This is a genomic window from Bacteroides reticulotermitis JCM 10512 (assembly GCF_000517545.1).
GTDB lineage: Bacteria > Bacteroidota > Bacteroidia > Bacteroidales > Bacteroidaceae > Bacteroides > Bacteroides reticulotermitis.
The window spans coordinates 110,972-132,614 of sequence record NZ_BAIV01000001.1; the positions used below are offsets into that span (position 1 = coordinate 110,972).

The 21,643-nt window shown below is 44.2% G+C and carries 15 protein-coding genes and 1 pseudogene; 15 read left to right on the plus strand and 1 reads right to left on the minus strand.

Annotated elements, in window-relative coordinates:
- Nucleotides 1–9: 9 nt before the first annotated feature.
- The 15 genes and pseudogenes from JCM10512_RS00355 to JCM10512_RS00415 all read left to right on the plus strand — a co-directional run bounded on the left by JCM10512_RS00355 (nt 10) and on the right by JCM10512_RS00415 (nt 18,779).
- Complete coding sequence (locus JCM10512_RS00355) at nt 10–1,695, plus strand: RagB/SusD family nutrient uptake outer membrane protein (RefSeq protein WP_044159276.1); 1,686 nt, start codon at nt 10–12, stop codon at nt 1,693–1,695.
- 19 nt (nt 1,696–1,714) lie between these two features.
- Entirely contained in the window at nt 1,715–2,980 is a 1,266-nt protein-coding gene (locus JCM10512_RS00360) for a glycan-binding surface protein (RefSeq protein WP_148298205.1), read from the plus strand.
- Nucleotides 2,981–3,005: 25 nt separating this feature from the next.
- A complete protein-coding gene (locus JCM10512_RS00365; protein WP_148298206.1) occupies nt 3,006–5,048 on the plus strand; it encodes an IPT/TIG domain-containing protein in 2,043 nt (680 codons plus the stop codon).
- Between the two features lie 7 nt (nt 5,049–5,055).
- Nucleotides 5,056–5,277, plus strand: coding sequence for a hypothetical protein (locus tag JCM10512_RS00370; protein ID WP_148298207.1), 222 nt, complete (start codon nt 5,056–5,058; stop codon nt 5,275–5,277).
- Between the two features lie 12 nt (nt 5,278–5,289).
- Nucleotides 5,290–6,681, plus strand: coding sequence for a glycosyl hydrolase (locus JCM10512_RS00375; RefSeq protein ID WP_081741172.1), 1,392 nt, complete (start codon nt 5,290–5,292; stop codon nt 6,679–6,681).
- A gap of 204 nt (nt 6,682–6,885) precedes the next feature.
- Nucleotides 6,886–7,986 carry a glycoside hydrolase family 26 protein gene (locus JCM10512_RS00380; protein ID WP_044159281.1) on the plus strand — a complete coding sequence of 367 codons (1,101 nt, stop codon included), beginning with the start codon at nt 6,886–6,888 and terminating at the stop codon, nt 7,984–7,986.
- A 26-nt stretch (nt 7,987–8,012) separates the two neighbouring features.
- Nucleotides 8,013–9,188: a glycoside hydrolase family 130 protein gene (locus JCM10512_RS00385; protein WP_044159285.1), complete on the plus strand. Its 1,176-nt coding sequence runs from the start codon at nt 8,013–8,015 to the stop codon at nt 9,186–9,188.
- A gap of 40 nt (nt 9,189–9,228) precedes the next feature.
- Nucleotides 9,229–10,596 carry an MFS transporter gene (locus JCM10512_RS00390; RefSeq protein WP_044159287.1) on the plus strand — a complete coding sequence of 456 codons (1,368 nt, stop codon included), beginning with the start codon at nt 9,229–9,231 and terminating at the stop codon, nt 10,594–10,596.
- Between the two features lies 1 nt (nt 10,597).
- Entirely contained in the window at nt 10,598–11,788 is a 1,191-nt protein-coding gene (locus JCM10512_RS00395; protein ID WP_044159290.1) for an AGE family epimerase/isomerase, read from the plus strand.
- Nucleotides 11,789–11,807: 19 nt separating this feature from the next.
- Entirely contained in the window at nt 11,808–12,599 is a 792-nt protein-coding gene (locus JCM10512_RS00400) for an SGNH/GDSL hydrolase family protein (protein ID WP_044159294.1), read from the plus strand.
- 33 nt (nt 12,600–12,632) lie between these two features.
- Complete coding sequence (locus JCM10512_RS23220; RefSeq protein WP_244436777.1) at nt 12,633–13,688, plus strand: sugar-binding domain-containing protein; 1,056 nt, start codon at nt 12,633–12,635, stop codon at nt 13,686–13,688.
- Nucleotides 13,670–14,059: a hypothetical protein gene (locus JCM10512_RS23225; protein ID WP_244436778.1), complete on the plus strand. Its 390-nt coding sequence runs from the start codon at nt 13,670–13,672 to the stop codon at nt 14,057–14,059. Before JCM10512_RS23220 ends, JCM10512_RS23225 begins: the two co-directional genes overlap by 19 nt.
- 88 nt (nt 14,060–14,147) lie before the next feature.
- Nucleotides 14,148–15,473, plus strand: coding sequence for a DUF8487 domain-containing protein (locus JCM10512_RS23230; RefSeq protein WP_244436781.1), 1,326 nt, complete (start codon nt 14,148–14,150; stop codon nt 15,471–15,473).
- Between the two features lie 81 nt (nt 15,474–15,554).
- Nucleotides 15,555–17,845 (plus strand): annotated as a pseudogene (locus JCM10512_RS00410) (glycoside hydrolase family 3 N-terminal domain-containing protein).
- A 229-nt stretch (nt 17,846–18,074) separates the two neighbouring features.
- Complete coding sequence (locus JCM10512_RS00415) at nt 18,075–18,779, plus strand: SGNH/GDSL hydrolase family protein (protein ID WP_044159297.1); 705 nt, start codon at nt 18,075–18,077, stop codon at nt 18,777–18,779.
- Between the two features lie 746 nt (nt 18,780–19,525).
- Here the strand turns inward: JCM10512_RS00415 and uvrB are convergent.
- Complete coding sequence (uvrB, locus tag JCM10512_RS00420; RefSeq protein WP_044159300.1) at nt 19,526–21,559, minus strand: excinuclease ABC subunit UvrB; 2,034 nt, start codon at nt 21,557–21,559, stop codon at nt 19,526–19,528.
- Nucleotides 21,560–21,643 lie beyond the last annotated feature (84 nt).

Consider the following 21,643-nt stretch of genomic DNA (forward strand, 5'->3'; position numbering starts at 1 on the left):
ACATAGGATATGAAAAATATATTTAAAACAATCTGTCTTTCGTCTGTATTACTGGCTTCGGCATCTTGTTCGGATTTCCTGACTATTGTGCCTGAAGACGAGCAGGTTATGGAGACTTATTATACCTCGGAAGAAGCGGTTAATGCTAACACGGCTTCTCTTTATACGGCTTATGTTTGGCAAGACTTTGGCATGAACTTTATGTGGATGTCGGGTGATGAGCTGTCAGGCGATCTTTATTATACGTACGACCAGGAAGGCCAATTCTACTACATGACTTTCCAGAATGGTAACACCTTCCTGACACAAGGATGGAATGGACTTTATCGGGTCATTTCTTATTGCAACAACATTATTAATGGTATGCCTGCCGCTGCACGTGCGAATGGAGTTTCCGAAAGCGTCATTACGCGTGCGCTTGCTGAGTCACGTTGCATCCGGGGGATAGCGTATTACTTCCTAACAGAATACTGGAAGGATGTACCTATTATTACGAATAACAATGTTACGGGCGACCAGATTATTTGCAATACACAAGCTAGTGTTTACGAATTTATCCGGCAGGATCTGGAATTTGCGAAAGAAATATTGCCGCTATCACCATTCCAGAATGGACGTTGCACCAAATGGACGGCTATCGGTATGCTATCTAAACTGCATTTGACTATGGCTTCTCATCTATCGGATGCTGCTTCTGCCGACAATTTCGCCAAAGCAAAGTCTTACGCAGCTGATTTGATTGGAAACAGCGGACTGAAGATTTATCAGGATCTTGCTACTATGTTTTACCCGGTGAGTAACAACAACTCTGAGTCCTTGTTTGCTCTTCAATGCACAAATGACGGATACGCTTATGGTAACGGCCGCAATGTTTCTCTCTCGCGTAATGCTTTAATTACCTTGGGAAGCTCGTGGGGAGCAGGTAAAGGGCCGACGCTGAGCCTACAAGAAGCGTTTGAGAAAAATGACCTTCGCCGCTATTACACGTATATGCGCAACGGTGATAAGTATACTAATTTAGGTGGTGGCGGTTACTCTTACTTGAACTTCTCGGAAGATGAAAGTACGGAAGCTTCCAATGAAATGCTAGCTCATGTACGCAAGTACATCATCGGAGCGAATAGCGATTGCGGGGGAGTGGCCGGTGTTTCAAATCAGGATGCGGGGAATAACCTTTATATGCTGCGTTTGTCGGATGTATACTTATGTTATGTCGAAGCTTGTATCGGAGCGGGATCATCTACCAATGACGCATTGGCACTGAAAGTGTTTAAAGAGATACGCACGCGTGCCGGACTTTCATGGGATAAAACAGCAATCACATACGATGAGTTGATCAAAGAACGTCGTGTCGAGTTTGCGCTCGAAAGCATCAACTACTTCGACATCAAACGTATGAGCTATCGCGATATGAATAAGGCGCTTAGCTATCTGAATGGTATGGAACGTCAACGCCAGTACTTTTCGAATGGTAGCTTCTCTTGGGAAGAACGGAATGCCGAGGGTGCCTATCATGGCGGATTTACTTCACTGGCTCCGAGTGATGATCCTAAAGGAAAAGGCTCTATATTTTATATAAATAAAGATGCTGCTAAGATTGTGATTACTGCCAGCAATTTGACTTTACCTATTCCGGCAGAAACCATAACGAAAACACCATCTATTCTGCGAGATCCTGTAGATTATCAGTTTTAACCTCTAAGTTTAATCGAATATGAATAAATATATATTTAAGATAGCTCTTATGGCGCTGAGTTTAGTCGCTTTCAGTGCCTGTTCCGACGACGATGATCAAGGTGGAGCCAGTGGCGGAACACCGATTGTACGTTATATCCGTCCTTGTGATGCGACAGTTGCCGATTCTTTGCTTTCGAGCGCCTATTTGGGCGAGCGGATTGCGATTATTGGTGAGAACTTGGGAGGTGTAAATGCAATCTACTTCAACGATCAAAAGGCGAAGCTTAATCCGAACTTTGTAACCGGAAACGCCATCATCGTTACCATCCCTTCGGTAATTCCCGGCGAAAAGCAAGATTTGATAAAGCTCTATACCGGTAAAGATTCTTGTTACTATGAGTTTGAAACTAAGGTTCCTGTACCTAACGTGAAGTCAATGACCTGCGAATATGTGCCCGATGGTGGCATAGCTTATATTCAAGGTTTGTATTTTGTGAATGAAGAGGCCAGTCCTTTGAAGGTACAGTTTAGCGGAAATGTAGTAGGAGAAGTTGTCAGTGCCGATGTAAACAACATTGCGGTTCGGGTACCTGAGGGAGCACAGAATGGCCCTATCCGAGTAACTTCTGTATATGGCACAGGCGAAAGTGCGCTTAACTTCCGTGATTCTCGTAACATTATTCTTGATTTTGACACACGGTATCCCGATGGAGACTTCAAGCATGGCTGGCATGGGGGAACCGGTTACGGAACAGAAGGAGGCCTTAATGGACAGTACTTAATTATGTCTGGTGATGTAAAAATAGATGCGGAAGGCAATGTGTCCACAGAGGATGCTAAATTCTGTTTCGATCGTTGGGCTTACCACGAAGACGCAGCCGACTTTTTTGATGCCGGTAAATTGGAAGAATATGTTTTGAAGTTTGAGGTTAGTGTAACGCAGCCATGGTCGGCGGCACCTTTGCAGGTAATCTTCTCAGGTGGAAAAGATGCATGGATGAACTGGCAGGAAACTTCTAACGGCGGTAATCCGAATGAAGGTTTTAAATGGGCTACAGATTATCCGCGTGCTTTGTGGATGCCTTGGAAGGCAACCGGTTCCTATACAACGAATGGTTGGATCACAGTCACGATTCCGATGACTGACTTTAAATACAATGATACGGGAGCCGATATCGGTGCGAATGCTGCCGGACATTATGCGGGTATAACCTTATTTGTCGGTAAGAGTGGCGGAGCGACCGGAACTGCTTGTACACCTACATTCCATATTGATAATGTGCGTGTGGTTAAAGCTCAATAATAAATCTAATCAAAACATGAAAGATATGAAATTCAATAGAATATTAAATCAAATAATATTGGTGGCGCTTGCAGTTCTTTCGGTGACATTCACAGCATGCGACAACGATGACGATGATAACTCCGGCAGCATGATGTTGGAGGCTTTCGGACCAAGTCCTGCTTTGCGTGGTAGCAAACTGACTTTTATCGGCCGGAATCTGGATCGTGTGACAAGCGTAACATTGCCGGCAAATATCGAAATAACCGACATAGAGGTTATAGACAACCAACATATTAAAGTCGTTATTCCTCAAAACGCGGAAGTAGGCTATGTCAAACTGAGGTTTGCGAATGGATTGGAAGTCACAACCAAGACTCTCCTTACGTATACGGAGCCTATATCTGTCTCGAAGATGGCACCTTCTCCCGTGAAAGCAGGAGAGAAGCTAACCATTGAGGGGGATTATCTCAATTTGATTGAACGCGTGATCTTTGCTGAGAATGTAGAAGTGGGTAGTGGTGACTTTGTCACTTGGGAACGTAAGAAGATTGTCGTTGAAGTTCCTCGTAAAGCTCAGACCGGTAAGATTATTCTGGCTAATAATGAGAAAATTCCATTGGAATTGGAATCGCCAACCGAACTTCAAATCGTGTTACCTTCTGTAGAGAAAACGCTTGATTTGACAAATAAGAAGCCGGGTGAGCTTGTTCAGATAACTGTTAAGGACATTGATCTGGTAGAATCTGTTTTATTACCGAATGGCACGCCGGTAGAGTTTACGAAAGAAGAGAATGTTTTGTCGTTTACTTTACCTGATGGAGTGACAGATGGTGTTATTGCAATGGTTGCTCCTTCGGGCGTGAAAGTGGCTATTGCCAATATCGGTATGGCTGTTCCAACAGAACTGGAGGCAGAACCCGTTACGGATCTTAGGGCAGGAGATGTGATTACCATCAAGGGCTTGAATATGAACCTGACTACGACAGTCACTTTCCCGGGAGTGGCAGCAGCTGTGAAGCCGCAATCGATAAGTGCGACTTCGATCAAAGTAGAAATGCCCGAAGCTGCTATCAGTGGTAACTTGATATTGCATACGGCAAGTGGCAATACGTCTGCTCCGATTGTTATTTCTACATTGAAACCAGAAGTGTTGGCTTATAATCCTTCTCCGGTTGCCGCAGGTAGTGAATTGGCATTGATAGGTAAACATCTCGATTTAGTAACTAATGTAACCTTCGGTGGTGGTAAGCAGGGAACGATCTTGTCTCAGGCAGCTGCCGAGTTAGCGGTGAAGGTTCCTGCCGATGCAGAAAGCGGAGAAGTAATTTTGAAGATGAAGAATGGGGAGACAGTTACTTGTGCTTCGTTAGACATTACCAAGCCTGTATTCTGCTATATCCCCGAATTACCAGGTGATGATGTAGACATAAAAGCGGGAGAGATCTTATCTGTAGCTGTGCAGAATGCTGATAAGCTGACAAACGTGCAAGTGAATGGCAGTAATACGCAGTATATCCTTCAAAAGTCTACTTTGTATATGCTGATCCCGAATAATGCGGGTGGGAAAACCACTGTTACCTTGATCTCATCCAACGGATCAATTGATTATATCATAGACGTGATTGGTTCAGGTACAATTGAAACTATTATTATGGATCAGGTTCGTGACTTGGGTAGTTGGGCTGGTGAAGCTGCTGGTGGTGCTTTCCGTCTGTATAAAGAAGCATTCAACGATGTCAAAGCCGGTTCTATTCTGAAATTCTACTTTGCGGTAACAGGTAGCGGACAACTCCAAATTAATGACGCCAATTGGGGGCAATGGGGGCAAATGCTTGAGTTTAACGATCTTGCTCAAACCTCGTATGAAATGGAATTGACGCAAGCTTTCCTGACTCGGATTCTCACGACAAATGACGGATGGTCAACTACGGCTACGGTGATTCAAGGCCAACATCTGATTATATCGAAAGTCTCCATTATCACGAAGGGCGGAACGGCTGCACAACCCATCTGGACAGGCAACCAGGTTATGCCGGACAACTGGAGCGGGCAGTCTGCAACTTACGGACGTCAGTTTGTTTGCTAAGGCTAAAGTGGGTCAAAAGATAGTCGTAAAGACTGCGGATGTCTTGGCGGGAGCACAAGGTTCGTTTAAAGGCGGCAACTGGGTTGCCATAGCCGATGGAACTGAATATTTTGATATTACCGGTGATTTTGAACTGACTATTACCGCAGATATTCTCTCTAAACTGTTGGCCGGTGGTATGATCATATCCGGTAAGAACTACACGGCAGTTTCTGTATCGATCAAATAATAATTGAATAGTATGAAAAAAGGAATATATAGTATTATGTTTTCTGTCATCAGCTTGGTGCTGATGACAGCATGTACCGACATTGATGATCCGGTAATTGGAACTTTGCAACCGGCTGAAATGGTGAGCAGCACTCCAGCTAATGGTGCGACCGGCATTCCGGATGAAGATATAACCCTTGTGTTGACTTATAACCAGAATGTGTTCTCTCCATCTACCGGGCATGAACTGATAACATTGAGTGGAGGCGCTAAGATTACCAGTATCTCGGCTTCTCTAACGAATGTAACTATTAAAGCTACCGGACTTGAAAAAGGAAAAACTTATCAGTTGACAGTGGGCGAAGGCGCGATAGTAGGTCCTACTAAAGTGGGTGCATTGGAAGCTAAAGTGAGCTTTAGCACAGTAGCCAATAAACCGATACAGACTAAGTTGGTCACACCGGATGCCTTACCTGCTGCGCAGAAAGTATATGATTATTTACTCGCTAATTATGGAAAAAAGACGCTATCTGGCGCTATGGCGAAAGTTAGTTGGAATATCGATGAAGCCGAACGTGTGCATACACTTACAGGCAAATATCCGGCGATTACTTTTTTCGATTACATCCATTTATATGCATCACCTGCCAATTGGATCGACTATAGTGATACGCAGGTAGTAGAAGACTGGTGGAATAATAACGGTTTGGTAGGAGCTTCCTGGCATTGGAACGTACCTAAGAGTGAGAATGCTGCTGCCAATGAAGTGACTTACGATCCTACTCAAACTACATTTACCGTAACGAAAGCCTTGGCCGACGGTACTTGGGAAAATGGGGTTCTGAAAGCTGACTTGCAGAAGATGGCGGGTTATCTCAAACTGTTGCAAGATAAAGGTATTCCTGTAATATGGCGTCCTTTGCACGAAGCGGCCGGAAATATTTATGAGTTCGAAGGCGGTAAGGCCTGGTTCTGGTGGGGTAATGATGGTGCGGATGCTTTCAAGAAACTCTGGGTATATATGTTCGATTACTTTAAAAATGAAGGTGTAAAGAATCTGATCTGGGTATGGACCAGTCAGGTGAAAGATGGCGAATTCTATCCGGGTGACGGATATGTAGATATGATTGCACGTGATTTATACGGCAAGACAGCGGCTCAGGCACAAGAGGAGTACGCTGCACTGAAGAAAAGTTATGCGCAGAAGATGATTACGCTCGGAGAGTGTGGGGCTAACGTTGACGGCGGTAAAGCCTTGGATAAACTGTCTGCAATCTGGAGTGCAGGTGCAACCTGGTCCTTCTTTATGCCGTGGTATGACAATGATGGAGCAACGATGCTTCATGCTGACAATGCTTGGTGGCAAGATGCTATGGGACAAACTTATGTGATAACTCGTAGCGATTTACCTTCAATGAAATAAGAATAAAGGGGGAGGAGTGAGTTCTCCTCTCCTTTATGACCTGCTTTATGAACAAGGGAATAAAGGGATAAGAAACTATAAGAGTCAGTCGATCTTTTTTTGAATGGCATTTTATAGTATAGGGCTACTTTACTCTCTGTTCTTGGAAGTTTAACTCCGAATGATCGCAATGTTGACTTTGGCAATAAATATAAATAATATACAATCATGAATAGATTGAATTTGTTAATTGGAACGTTTGTCTTGGTAGCAGGGCTTGTTTCCTGTAGCACAAATATGACAAAGATAGAACGTACACCAAATACAGAAGAACTGTTGTTGAAAATGAAAAAGATGCCTGAAAAAGGTATCATGTTTGGCCATCACGATGATCCCGTATATGGTATCGGGTGGGATGGTGATTTGAATCGAAGTGATGTAAAGAGCGTTTGCGGAGATTATCCGGCTGTAATGGCTTTCGATTTAGGACATATTGAATTAGGCAAATCAACGAACTTGGATAATGTCTCTTTCGATCGAATAAAGAATGAAATTCTGGCTCAGCATCAGCGGGGTGGAATAATTTCCTTGAGTTGGCATCTAAATAGCCCTGTCACCGGAAAAGACTCTTGGGACGTAAGCGATACGACTGTGGTTGCTTCTGTACTATCCGGTGGGGTTAACCATGAGAAGTTTCTGGGTTGGCTGGATAAAGTTGCCGATTTTATGAACTCGCTTGTGATGCCTGACGGAGCCAAGGTGCCGATTCTTTTCCGTCCTTGGCATGAGCATACGGGAAGTTGGTTTTGGTGGGGCAAAAACCTTTGTACTACACAACAATATAAAGATTTATGGCGTTTGACTCACAACCGCTTGCAAGAAAAAGGAGTTCGAAACGTACTTTATGCCTATTCAACCGGATCGGAACCGAAAGACACAGCCGAGTATTTGGAACGCTATCCGGGGGATGACGTGATCGACCTATTGGGTTTTGATACGTATCAAATGGATAGACAACAGTATATTGAAAATATGGAGCGTTCGTTGACGATTCTCACCGCAGTCGGAAAAGCACATGACAAGCCTATCGCTGTAACCGAGACCGGATATGAAGCGATTCCTGATTCTACTTGGTGGACGGAAACATTGCTGCCTATCATTAGTAAATATCCCATTAGTTATGTATTGGTATGGCGTAATGCTCGTGAAAAGGAGGGACATTACTATGCTCCTTATCCGGGGCAGGTCTCGGCTGGAGATTTTGTGAAATTCTACCAGAGTCCGAAGACGTTGTTTCTTACTGATCTGAAGAACCTAAAGTTTTAAATAGAATAATATATCCATCAAGAAACATGAAGACATTTAAAGATAAAATACAAGAATTGTTTGCAGAGCATGAGCAACTGATTACGCGTGTGAATAAACCGGCTGCCGGAGGAAATGGACTATTTACCCGTTACGAACATCCCATTCTGACAGCGGCACATACCCCTGTGTTCTGGCGTTACGACTTGGACGAAGAAACGAATCCCTTTTTAATGGAACGCATTGGCATGAATGCTACCTTGAATTCCGGTGCAATGAAATGGCATGGGAAATACCTATTGGTAGTACGTGTAGAGGGAGCGGATCGTAAATCCTTTTTTGCCGTAGCGGAGAGCCCGAACGGTATTGATAATTTCCGCTTTTGGGATTATCCGGTAACATTGCCCGAAGATGTTGTTCCGGCTACCAATGTGTATGATATGCGTCTGACTGCTCATGAAGATGGTTGGATTTATGGAATATTCTGTGCGGAACGTCATGATGAGGCGGCTTCGGCAGGTGATCTCTCGTCGGCTACTGCGACGGCAGGAATCGCTCGTACCAGAGATTTGAAAAACTGGGAAAGGTTGCCTGACCTAAAGACTAAAAGCCAGCAACGCAACGTAGTGCTTCATTCGGAATTTGTCGATGGTAAATATGCTTTGTATACCCGCCCTCAGGATGGATTCATTGACGCCGGAAGTGGGGGTGGTATCGGATGGGCATTGGTTGAAGATATGACAAATGCCGAAGTCCGGGAAGAAAAGATTATCGATCAGCGCTATTACCATACGATTAAAGAAGTGAAAAACGGAGAAGGGCCTCATCCAATTAAGACATCCCAAGGGTGGTTGCACCTGGCGCATGGCGTACGAGGTTGTGCGGCTGGGCTGCGTTATGTGCTATATATGTATATGACCTCGCTCGAAGATCCCACGAAACTGACCGCAACTCCCGCCGGCTTCTTTATGGCACCGGAGGGAGAGGAGCGTATAGGCGATGTTTCTAATGTATTGTTTACCAATGGGTGGATTGTCGATGAAGACGGTAAGGTCTTTATTTATTATGCTTCTTCAGATACCCGTATGCATGTGGCTACTTCTACGGTCGATCAGTTGGTTGATTATTGTATGCATACGCCTGCGGACGGATTTACGTCTTCTGCTTCGGTAGAAACCTTGAAAAAACAGATAGAGAAAAACTTGCGACTCTTGAAGAAATAGCGTACGTTTAGCAAGACTTTCAGAAAATAAAATAGATGCTATGATAAGTTTGAAAGAAAAGATTGGGTATGGCTTTGGCGATATGGCTTCGTCCATGTTTTGGAAACTTTTTGGTTCCTACCTGATGATATTTTATACCGATGTATTCGGTATGCCTGCCGCCGTAGTAGGTACGATGTTTCTGATTACGCGTGTCTGGGATTCGGCGTTCGATCCAATCGTGGGTATCATTGCCGACCGTACGCATACACGTTGGGGGAAGTTCCGGCCTTATTTATTATATCTTGCCATTCCATTCGCATTGATCGGTATATTGACATTTACAACTCCGAACTTGAGTGATACCGGGAAAGTGGTGTACGCATACATAACCTACTCGCTCATGATGATGGTTTATTCGGCTATCAATGTACCCTATGCTTCTTTACTCGGTGTGATGAGTGCCGAACCTAAAGAGCGGAATACGTTATCCACTTATCGCATGACTTTTGCTTACATAGGCAGCTTCATCGCATTGCTTTTATTCATGCCGATGGTGAATTATTTCAGCCAGGGACATACTGAACGACATGGATGGATGATGAGTGTAGTAGTTATTGCTATTTTATGTGCCATTCTGTTCTATGGTTGTTTTGCTTGGACCAAAGAGCGGGTCAAACCGATTAAGGAGAAACAAAACCCATTAAAGAGTGATATACTTGATTTGTTGCATAACCGGCCGTGGTGGATTTTGTTAGGAGCCGGCGTAGCTGCGTTAGTGTTCAATTCCATTCGGGATGGGGCGACGGTGTATTACTTTAAGTATTACATTGTAGAAGAAAGCCATGCCTCAGTCTCTTTATTTGGGGTATCCTTTGTCTTGAGTGGACTTTATCTGGCAGTGGGACAAGCTGCCAACATTGTTGGTGTGGTACTGGCAGCTCCCTTGAGTAATTGCATAGGTAAAAAGAAAACTTATATGTCGGCTATGCTTCTGGCAACTGTACTTTCGATTATCTTCTACTGGTTCGATAAAGATGAATTGGCTTTAATCTTTATATTCCAGATCTTGATCAGTATCTGTGCCGGAAGCATTTTCCCCCTATTATGGTCGATGTATGCCGATTGTGCCGACTACTCCGAGTTGAATACAGGCAACCGGGCTACAGGATTGATCTTCTCTTCCTCTTCGATGAGCCAGAAATTCGGGTGGGCCATTGGTAGTGCTCTTACCGGTTGGTTGCTTGCTTTCTTCGGTTTTGAAGCCAATGCGGTGCAAAGTGAAGAAACGATTCATGGTATTAAGATGTTTTTGAGTTGGTTACCTGCCGTAGGAACTGTGTTGAGCGTCATATTTATTAGCATGTATCCGCTCTCAGAGAAGAAAATGAAGGAGATTACCGCTCAGCTGAACGCAAAAAGAAAATAAGATGAAAATAGATACGATGAAGTTGAAAAAGGAGATGCAGCAGGTGTTGACAGAGAACATACTGCCTTTCTGGATGGATCGAATGGTCGATCGGGAGCACGGGGGATTTCACGGCTGTATTTCGGGTGAAGGCGTTTTAGTACCCGGAACTCCCAAAGGTGCCATTCTGAACGCTCGTATTCTGTGGACTTTCTCGTCAGCCTATCGGCTACTTCGTGCAGACGAATACCTGGCAATAGCTACCCGTGCCAAGCGGGAGATTATCGATCGATTCTATGATGCCGAATACGGTGGCGTATATTGGTCGATCGATGAAAACGGGAATCCGTTGGATACGAAAAAACAGATCTATGCATTGGGCTTTGCCATTTATGGGTTAAGTGAATATCACCACGCTACCGGTGATGCGGAAGCTTTGGATTATGCGATTCGACTGTTTTATGACATTGAGAAGCATAGCTTTGATTCAGAGAAAAATGGTTATTGCGAAGCATTAAGTAGGGAATGGAAAGAAATGGACGACATGCGGTTGAGTGAAAAAGATGAGAATGAGCGGAAGACGATGAATACCCATTTGCATATCCTTGAGCCGTACACCAATCTTTTCCGAGTTTGGAAGAGCGAATTGTTAGAACAACAACTGCGCAACCTGATCGATCTCTTTGTGGAGCGTATCTTAAATAAGGAAACCAAACACTTGCAACTCTTCTTTGATGATGATTGGAATAATAAATATAATATTGTATCCTATGGCCATGATATTGAGGCATCGTGGTTGCTATACGAAGCCGCTTTGGTGATCAATGATAAGAAGTTACTGGCTCGTATAAAACCACACGTCATCGCGATTGCCGAAGCAGCTTCCGAAGGTTTCTTACCCGGGGCGGGGATGATGTACGAGATGCATGGGGACCACGCTTCCATAGATGCCGACCGCCATTGGTGGGTACAGGCAGAAGCTATTGTAGGCTACATAAATCTGTATCAGTATTTTGGTGATGAGGCTTCTCTTTTGCGTGCCGTGCAGTGCTGGGAATTTGTGAAAAAGTATCTGTTAGATACCGAAGCAGGAGAATGGTTCTGGAGCCTTCGGGCGGATGGAACCGTGAATAAAGACGATGATAAAGCCGGATTCTGGAAATGCCCATATCATAACGGGCGAATGTGTATGGAGATCATGGAAAGTTTTTAATAATAATAAGAGGAGATCAATGAAAAAGCTGTTATCGATCATTTTGATCTGGTTGGGGTGTTGTACTGTTCAGGCGCAAACAACCGCATTGCCGGATTTTAGTAAACTACATTTCGGATGTGATGGCAATAGTATTACTGCCGGAAACCAATGGTCAAAAACCGTAGTCGATCTGTTAGGGTTTGCTACGCATCACAATGTAGCGGTTGGTTCGGCTACTTGGGCATGCTATACCGATACGCAGGAATATAATAGCAAAGATTTTGCCGGAATCTCCGGGGGATGGCAACCGACAGATGATCAGGCTGAGATACAGAAACGGCATAACAACGTATCTAAAATACATATTCAGAAATTCTTGGCAGAGGTAGAGCAGGGGCTGTTTCCCGCACCGGATGTTTTTGTTTTCTCCATGGGAACCAATGATACGAATCTAGGCACCGCTGCCGAAGCCTTGAAAGGAAAAACACTGGACGAGGTAAATCTCACAACTATGGCGGGCGGAGCGCGTTGGTCTATTCAGACTATCATCGAACATTATCCGAAGTGTCGTGTGTTTTTATGTACTCCTATCCAGACAGGAAATGTAGAACGGAATGAACTTAATTTAAAAAAGATAGCTATCTTGCGTGAGATTTGTCAGGCTCTCTCTGTGCAAGTTATCGATTGTTATTCAGAATGTGGCATCAGCGAGAAAACTGAAGTCTGGGGGGCTCGTGGACGTTACCTCAGAGATGGTCTTCATCCGGATGTGGAAGGCCAACAATTGATGGGACGCTATATTGCGAGAGAGATACGGAACCGCTACTGATATTTATAGAAATCGTAATATAAAAGGATGCGAATGAAAATAAAGATCATCTTATTGATTGCTTTCTGGAGCTTTTCCATGGGGTTATGGGCAGGAGATAATGAATTCAGGCAGGTTGTTGACTTGCGTGGAGATTGGAATTTTAATTTCGATCCTAATGATGAAGGTTTCAGCAGGGAATATTGGAATATAGATCTACCGGATCACGTGCTTTTGCCGGGAACCACGGACACGAACCGCAAAGGTACGATAAATACAAATAAAGCGGAAACTACATTCTTATCCCGCTATTATAGCTACCAAGGACCGGCCTGGTATAGCAAAATTATTGATATCCCTTCGGAGTGGAACGGAAAGCATATTGAATTATTTCTCGAACGTACCCGTCCCACAATGGTCTGGGTCGATAATTATTTGGCGGGAAAGTCTGAAAGCCTTTCTACCCCACATCGTTATAATCTGACCTCATTGTTAACTCCCGGAAAGCATAAGATAACGATTCGGGTGGATAATGGAGAAAGCATACCTCGTCAGATTCGTACGAGTTCTCATGCTTGCACCGAGTCTACGCAAACGAATTGGAACGGCATTATCGGGCGGATCGAATTACAAATCATGAATCCGCTATTCATAGCCTCGGTGCAAACCTATCCGCAGGCGAGTGAAAACTCCGTACGTGTGCAGGTCACCTTGTCGCAGAATGCAGACTTGAATGGAAAGAAAATTCGCTTGTCGGCTTCCGCATTCAATACGTCCAAGCGGCATGTGGCGGCATCAGCCGTGTACCCATTGAAAGATGGTTGTAAAGTCTATGAGTTTACGTACCCCTTGGGTAAGGGAGCTATGTTGTGGAGCGATCTTCATCCGGCTTTGTATCGGTTGCAAGTAGCGATAGACGGGTTCGATGAAAAAACTGTCACTTTCGGCCTACGTGACTTTGGTGCCGATCGTTCGCATTTCACAATCAATAGTGTTCAAACCTTTCTGAGAGGGAAGCATGATGCCTGTGTATTTCCATTGACCGGGCATACCGCTATGGGACTCGACGAATGGATGCGTTATTTTAAAATATGCAAGAATATGGACTAAACCATTGTCGTTTCCATTCTTGGTGTCCACCCGAAGCTTGCTTTGAAGCAGCTGATCGAGTGGGTATCTATTTACAACCGGAACTTCCTATCTGGGGAGAAATAACCGAAGCGGGAAAAGAGTTAACTGACTTTTTGCTTCATGATGGCGAGAAGATTCAGGGCGAATATAGTAACCATGCATCCTTTGTTTTGTTTGCATTGGGCAATGAGTTAAGTGGAGACATGAACACGTTGAAATGCTTGGTGGAACAATTCCGGACGATGGAAGGCCGCCACTTATATGCGTATGGATCAAACAACTTTCTGGGATGGAAAGGACATATTCCCGGTGAAGACTTTCTGGTAACTTGCCGTTTGGGGTGGTGGTGAAGGCTATTCTTCTCATACGCGTGCGTCTTTCTCTTTTGCCGATGCTGACGAAGGTGGTTACCTGAACAATACCTATCCGAATACAAAGATGAATTTCGACGGGATTGCAGAGAAATCGCCTGTTCCCGTTATCGGTCATGAAACCGGGCAGTTTCAGATTTATCCGGATTACCGGGAGATAGCGAAGTACACAGGTGTTTTGGCTCCTTGGAACTTTGAGATCTTTCGGGATCGTTTAGAGAAAGCCGGCATGGCGGAGCAAGCGGATGATTTCTTAAAGGCGTCTGGTGCTTGGGCTGTCGAATTATACAGGGCGGACATCGAAATGAATTTGCGTTCCAAGTATATGGCTGGCTTCCAACTGTTGGATTTGCAGGATTATCCCGGTCAAGGATCTGCCTATGTCGGTATATTGAATGCTTTTATGGACAGTAAAGGTTTGGTTACCCCTCGCGAATGGAAAGAGTTTTGTTGCGAAGTCGTGCCTTTATTGCGTATGGAGAAATATTGTTGGAGAGGGGATGATGCTTTTAGCGCTGCGGTCGAAGTGGCTAATTATAAGGAATCATTAGCAGGAAGAACACTGTCTTGGCGACTCTTGGTAGATAAGAAAGTACTGAAAAAAGGTCGATTGAACCTTCCGAGTGGGATAGGTGTATTGGATGCCGGAACCATAAACCTGATACTACCCAACGTAAAGAGAGCTTGCAAAGCCGAGTTATCTTTGCGCATTGATGGAACTTCGTACCGGAACCGATATCCGGTGTGGATTTACCCTGCCGATCAACGAATCGAGCAAGGACGTGTGCAGGTAGTGCATCAATTGACCGATAGTGTAGCGAATGCCTTGCAGCAGGGAGCCAAAGTCCTACTTATTCCTCGCAAAGAAGCTTGTGGGGAAGTTACGGTGGGCGGTCTGTTTCAAACGGATTACTGGAATTATCGAATGTTCAAGAGCATCTGTGAACAAGCAAAGAAGCCTGTTTCACCGGGTACACTGGGACTTTTAACCAATCCGCAACATCCTCTTTTTGCCGATTTCCCAACCGAGTATCATACCAACTGGCAGTGGTACTCCGTTATCAAACATAGTTATCCGCTAATCTTGGATCGAATGCCTAAAAGCTATCGTCCCCTCGTGCAGATTATCGATAACATCGAACGTAATCATAAACTAGGGCTGCTGTTCGAACTGAAGGTGGGTAGGGGAGATCTGCTGGTTTGCATGGCCGATCTGGAAGCGATCCGCAACTTGCCCGAAGGTAACCAGCTATATGCCGCGTTGTTCAAGTACATGAACTCTTCGTCTTTTAGCCCGTCTACCTCTGTAACGGTCGATGAACTGAAACGTTTATTTGTGCCCGACGGAGTGAAAACCGAGATCGAAAGACTCGACAATATATCTTATGAATAAAGCAATCAATCGAATAATAGACTTTTTAATTAATAGCTTATGAAACGAACAATAACTTTCTCACTTATTTGTTTAGGAATTATGATGAATGCTACTGCCCAGCAGGTACCGCCTGCAATACCTTCCGATCCTCGCATCGAAAATCGTATCGAGAAAATCCTGAAGAAGATGACACTGGATGAAAAGATCGGCCAGATGTGTGAAATAACGGTGGACGTAGTTACCGATTTTACAGACAAAGCAAACTTTAAGCTCAGTGAAGCGATGCTTGACACGGTGATTGGCAAGTATAAAGTCGGCTCTATTCTCAATGTGCCTTTTGGGGTGGCTCAGAAGAAAGAAGTCTGGGCGAAAATGATCCGACAACTTCAGGATAAGTCCATGAAAGAAATCGGTATTCCATGTATTTATGGGGTAGACCAGATTCATGGAACAACGTATACCCTCGATGGAACCTTCTTTCCGCAAGGAATCAATATGGCTGCTACCTTCAATCGGGGCATGGTACGCCGATCTGCGGAAATTTCTGCTTATGAAACGAAAGCAGGTTGCATTCCTTGGACCTATGCGCCGGTGATGGATTTAGGACGTGATCCGCGTTGGGCTCGTATGTGGGAAAGCTTCGGCGAAGACGCTTATGTAAATGCTCAAATGGCTGTTCAGGCGGTCAAAGGCTTTCAGGGTGAAGATCCGAATCGAATCGGCGAATATAATGTAGCGGCTTGTGCCAAACACTTTATGGGTTACGGTGTTCCTGTGTCGGGGAAAGACCGGACACCCTCTTCTATCTCAGACATCGATATGCGTGAGAAGCATTTCGCGCCCTTCTTGGAAGCAATCCGCGCGGGAGCTTTATCGTTAATGGTTAATTCGGGCGTGAATAATGGAATCCCTTTCCACATTAATAAAGAACTTCTGACCGGTTGGGTGAAGGAAGACTTAAATTGGGACGGTATGATTGTGACCGATTGGGCGGATATCAATAACATCTGTACACGCGACCGGGTCGTTGCTACCAAGAAGGAAGCCATCAAGCTGGCCATTAACGCCGGTATCGATATGTCGATGGTGCCTTACGAAGTTAGTTTCTGTACGTATCTGAAAGAACTGGTTCAGGAAGGAGAAGTCCCCATGTCGCGTATCGACGATGCTGTTCGGCGGGTGCTCCGTCTTAAAATTCGTTCCGGCTTGTTCGAGAATCCCTACTGGGATATCCGCAAATATGATAAATTCGCTAGTGCCGAATTTGCCAACGTTGCATTGAAAGCCGCCGAAGAATCGATTGTTTTATTAAAGAATGAAGCAAGACACTGCCGCTTGTTAAAGGCAAAAAAATATTACTCACCGGACCTAACGCAAACTCCATGCGTTGTTTGAACGGAGGTTGGTCTTATTCTTGGCAGGGCGATAAAGCGGACGAATGCGCACAGGCGTATAACACCATTTATGAAGCTTTTTGCCTGAAATATGGTTCGGAGCATATAAAATACGAGCCGGGTGTTACGTATAGTACAGCAAAGGATGCTTTGTGGTGGCAGGAAAATGAACCGCAGATAGCGAAAGCTGTTGCCGCTGCTCAAGGGGTGGATGTAATTGTAGCCTGTATTGGTGAAAATTCGTATTGCGAGACTCCGGGTAACTTGACGGACTTGAATTTGTCTACCAATCAGACCGAATTGATTAAAGCTTTGGCCGCAACCGGAAAACCTGTTATATTGGTTCTGAACGAAGGACGGCCACGTATCATTAACGAAATCGTTCCTTTAGTTAAAGCGGTTGTACATGTAATGTTGCCGGGCAATTATGGAGCGGACGCACTGACCAACCTACTGACGGGCGAGGTTAACTTTAGCGGTAAACTTCCTTTCACCTATCCTCGTCTGATCAATTCGTTGGCTACCTACGATTATAAACCGTGTGAAAATATGGGACAAATGGATGGCAACTACAATTACGATTCGGTAATGGATGTACAATGGCCGTTTGGCGCGGGTCTTAGCTATAACACGTATACGTATGCCAACTTTAAAGTAGATCGTTCGACATTTAAAGCAGAAGACGAACTTACTTTCAGTGTCGATGTGACCAACAACGGTCAGGTGGCGGGTAAGGAGAGCGTGTTGCTTTATTCGACTGATCTTTTTGCCAGCATAACGCCCGATGTTATGCGCTTGCGTAATTTCGAGAAGGTAGAAATCCAACCGGGTGAAACCCAAACGGTTGTTCTTAAACTGAAAGGAAGCGACCTTGCTTTTGTAGGTTCTGATAAGAAATGGCGCTTGGAGTCAGGTGACTTCCGCATGACTTGTGGCGGCGAATCGCTCATGCTCCAATGCTCAGCAACGAAAGTATGGAATACTCCGAATAGATAAGGGCGATGATCCGGTCGAACAACCGGGTATTCGTCAATCTCTCTCAGGGTGTATTGGATTGTGTCATTACGGTTGTTTTAGGCCTTTCTCTGGGAAAAAAGGAAAAAGTAATAGGTATGCTGGTAAACTTCTCCGGTATACCTATTACTTTTTAGTGCGTAATCCTATATATTATATAATGTCTTTTTTTATCTTTGTAGCCAATTCTTGTACTAATACTAATTTAAACATGAAAAAGAAAAACTTGAATCAATATCTGTTATTGATACTTATTTGTTCGGTTTGTTTTGCCGGTGAAACGTATGCGCAGAAGAAAGACTTTGGTAACCTAGAGCGTTACGCAAAAGATAATGCCGCACTTCCTCCGGTGACTAAGAAAGAGAAACGGGTTGTGTTTTTAGGTAACTCAATTACCGAAGGATGGGTACGGACACATCCCGACTTCTTCAAAGCTAATGGTTATATCGGGCGTGGCATTGGTGGACAAACGTCTTATCAGTTTCTACTACGTTTTCGGGAAGATGTGATTAAGTTGTCTCCTTCACTGGTCGTTATTAATGCCGGAACCAATGATGTTGCGGAAAACACCGGACCTTATAATGAAGACTACACATTCGGCAACATTGTCTCCATGGTCGAATTGGCTAAAGCGAATCACATCAAAGTAATACTGACTTCCGTACTTCCTGCCGCTTCTTTTAAATGGAATCAGGCAATAACAGATGCTCCTCAAAAGATAGAAGCATTGAATGCCCGGATCGAGGCTTATGCTAAATCTAATAAAATTCCTTTTGTAAATTACTACGGCCCAATGGTCGTATCCGCTGACAAATCTCTCAATTCGGCGTATACGCAAGACGGTGTACATCCCACACCTGCCGGATATGATGTAATGGAAAGGTTAATTAAAGCCGTTGTGGAAAAGGAACGTTAGATCTTAGCGGCATTCCAACCTATAACGTACGTTACTGAGAGTAGAAGTAAAAACGAAAGATAGTTAACTCAAAGCAGGAAAAGACACTTTCTCAGGAGTTTCTTCGTGATGAAACAAAATTCTCTTCGTGATGAAACAACTGTTTCATAAGGGTGAAACAAAATTCTCATGCTTATGAAACAGTTTGTTTCTTTATATCAAACGAATTTCCGAAGCGGTGAAACTGTCTTTTCTTACCTTTTAGTTGTGTAAAAGAATCCAATGGGTTGACCTTATGGGATCGGCGGCAAAAGTAGGAGATCCGATGATCGTGCTATTTTCCTGCTACGACTCAAATTTAGACTCTTTTAGCTAGTGAACGATAACCGTGTAGCCTACTAGCGTCCCTAATTGCATTAGCAGGGCTTGACAGCAGCACTTTGCACAATGATACAACACTCTTATGACTTAATCACTTTTTCGTGTATCATTCAGTATACCAGTTGCTTATTTTGCGTCTTCTTTTTGATTGTTTGATTCCCATAGGCGATAAGGTATAGTTTGCTTTCTCAAAAAAAGCATAGATTCCAATTTATCAATCAAGTCTTTTTTTTAACTGTATCGTGCGGCTCTATGAGTCTCAAAAAAGTACACGCAACATAGCAGGCTATTAATCAATAATATATATCAAAATGTGATTTGATCAGATAATTGTTTGCATTTGTTCACTCCTTATCTTCTTATCTCCAGCTACCGATGTTCCCGAATCACCCCCATTTCTCTTTCATCATGTCCTCTAGCTTCAACAACTCGTCACGATACTGGGCAGCTTCAATGAATTCTAGTTTCTTAGCAGCCTCCTGCATCAGTTTGCGCGTGCGTTCAATACTCTTCTCCATTTGCGGCTTAGTCATGTATTGAACGATTGGGTCGGCAGCTATATTCGGTGTGCTCGGCTCGATATAAGCCCGCTTCTCTTTGGCTGTTAGTTCGCTTTCCTGACTGGCATTGCCAAATACGGCTAGGTTACGAGCCTTCTTAATTTGTTGAGGAGTAATACCATGCGCCTCGTTGTAAGCCAACTGTTTTTCTCTTCGGCGATTGGTTTCATCAATGGTAAGTTGCATACTTGCCGTTATTCTATCGGCGTACATAATAACCTTTCCATTAACGTTACGGGCTGCACGTCCGGCTGTCTGCGTGAGCGAACGGTGCGAACGTAAGAACCCTTCTTTATCGGCATCGAGGATGGCAACCAAAGATACCTCAGGTAGGTCGAGGCCTTCCCGAAGCAGGTTGACGCCAATCAGTACATCGTATACTCCTTGTCGAAGATCGTCCATGATCTTTACCCGTTCCAACGTATCGACATCACTGTGAATGTAATTACAACTTACATTATTGTTGAGCAGGTATTCAGTCAGTTCTTCTGCCATTCGTTTGGTAAGCGTGGTTATAAGTACTCTTTCTTCATTCTCGATGCGGAGTTGAATCTCCTCCATCAAGTCGTCAATCTGGTTGAGGCTCGGACGCACTTCGATAATCGGGTCGAGTAGGCCGGTCGGACGAATAACTTGTTCTACCACAACACCTTCAGATTGTATCAGCTCGTAGTCTGCCGGCGTGGCGCTGACATAGACAACTTGTTTAGCCAGCCCCTCAAACTCTTCAAACTTCAACGGTCGGTTATCCATTGCGGCGGGAAGGCGGAATCCATATTCCACCAGGTTAATCTTTCGCGCACGGTCGCCTCCGTACATCGCACGGATTTGAGGCACACTCACATGGCTCTCATCAATCACAATCAGGAAATCGTCCGGGAAGAAGTCAAGCAAGCAGTAAGGCCGTGTTCCCGCATCTCGTCCGTCGAAGTAACGGGAATAGTTCTCAATACCCGAACAATGTCCCAGTTCCCGAATCATTTCCATATCATAGGTAACCCGTTCGTACAGGCGCTTGGCTTCATACTCTTTACCGATTGATTCTAAAAAGGCAACTTGTTTGGTCAGGTCATCTTCTATAGCGTGAATTGCCCGGATGGTAGCCTCTTTGGTAGTCATAAACAAGTTGGCGGGATAAATCTTATATGCCTCGAAAGAGGAGAGTGTGATTCCGCTGATTGGATCTACCTCTTCGATGCTGTCTATTTCGTCTCCCCAGAACATGACGCGGAGCAGATAATCTGAGTAAGCGAGGTAGATATCGACCGTATCGCCTTTCACACGGAAATTACCGCGATTCAACTCAATGTCATTACGCACGTATAGGCTATCTACCAATCGGCGTAAAAAAACATTTCGATCAAGCAAGTGTGATCGCTCTATCTCGATCACATTATTGTAAAAGTCCGCCGGATTTCCCATGCCGTATATGCAGGAAACGGAGGAAACCACAACAATATCTTTTCGACCCGAAAGGAGCGATGAGGTAGTAGCTAACCGGAGCTTATCAATCTCATCATTGATGGCGAGGTCCTTCTCTATATATGTATCAGAACCCGGGAGGTAGGCTTCCGGCTGATAGTAATCGTAATAAGACACATAATACTCAACTGCGTTGTTCGGAAAGAAACCTTTAAACTCACTATATAGCTGTGCCGCCAATGTCTTGTTATGACTCAATATTAAAGTAGGTTTATTAATATTGGCAATTACATTAGCTATCGTAAACGTTTTTCCTGATCCGGTTACCCCTAATAACGTCTGTGCGGGAACGTTCTGGAGTACTCCTTCTGTCAATTGAGCGATTGCTTCCGGTTGGTCACCGGTAGGCTTATAAGCGGATGTTAATTCAAACTTCATAATTAAATGCTAAAAGTGGAGCAATATTCGGCAAAATAATCGAGAATACAAATCATTTATCCAAATAAATCCTTTACTTTGCAA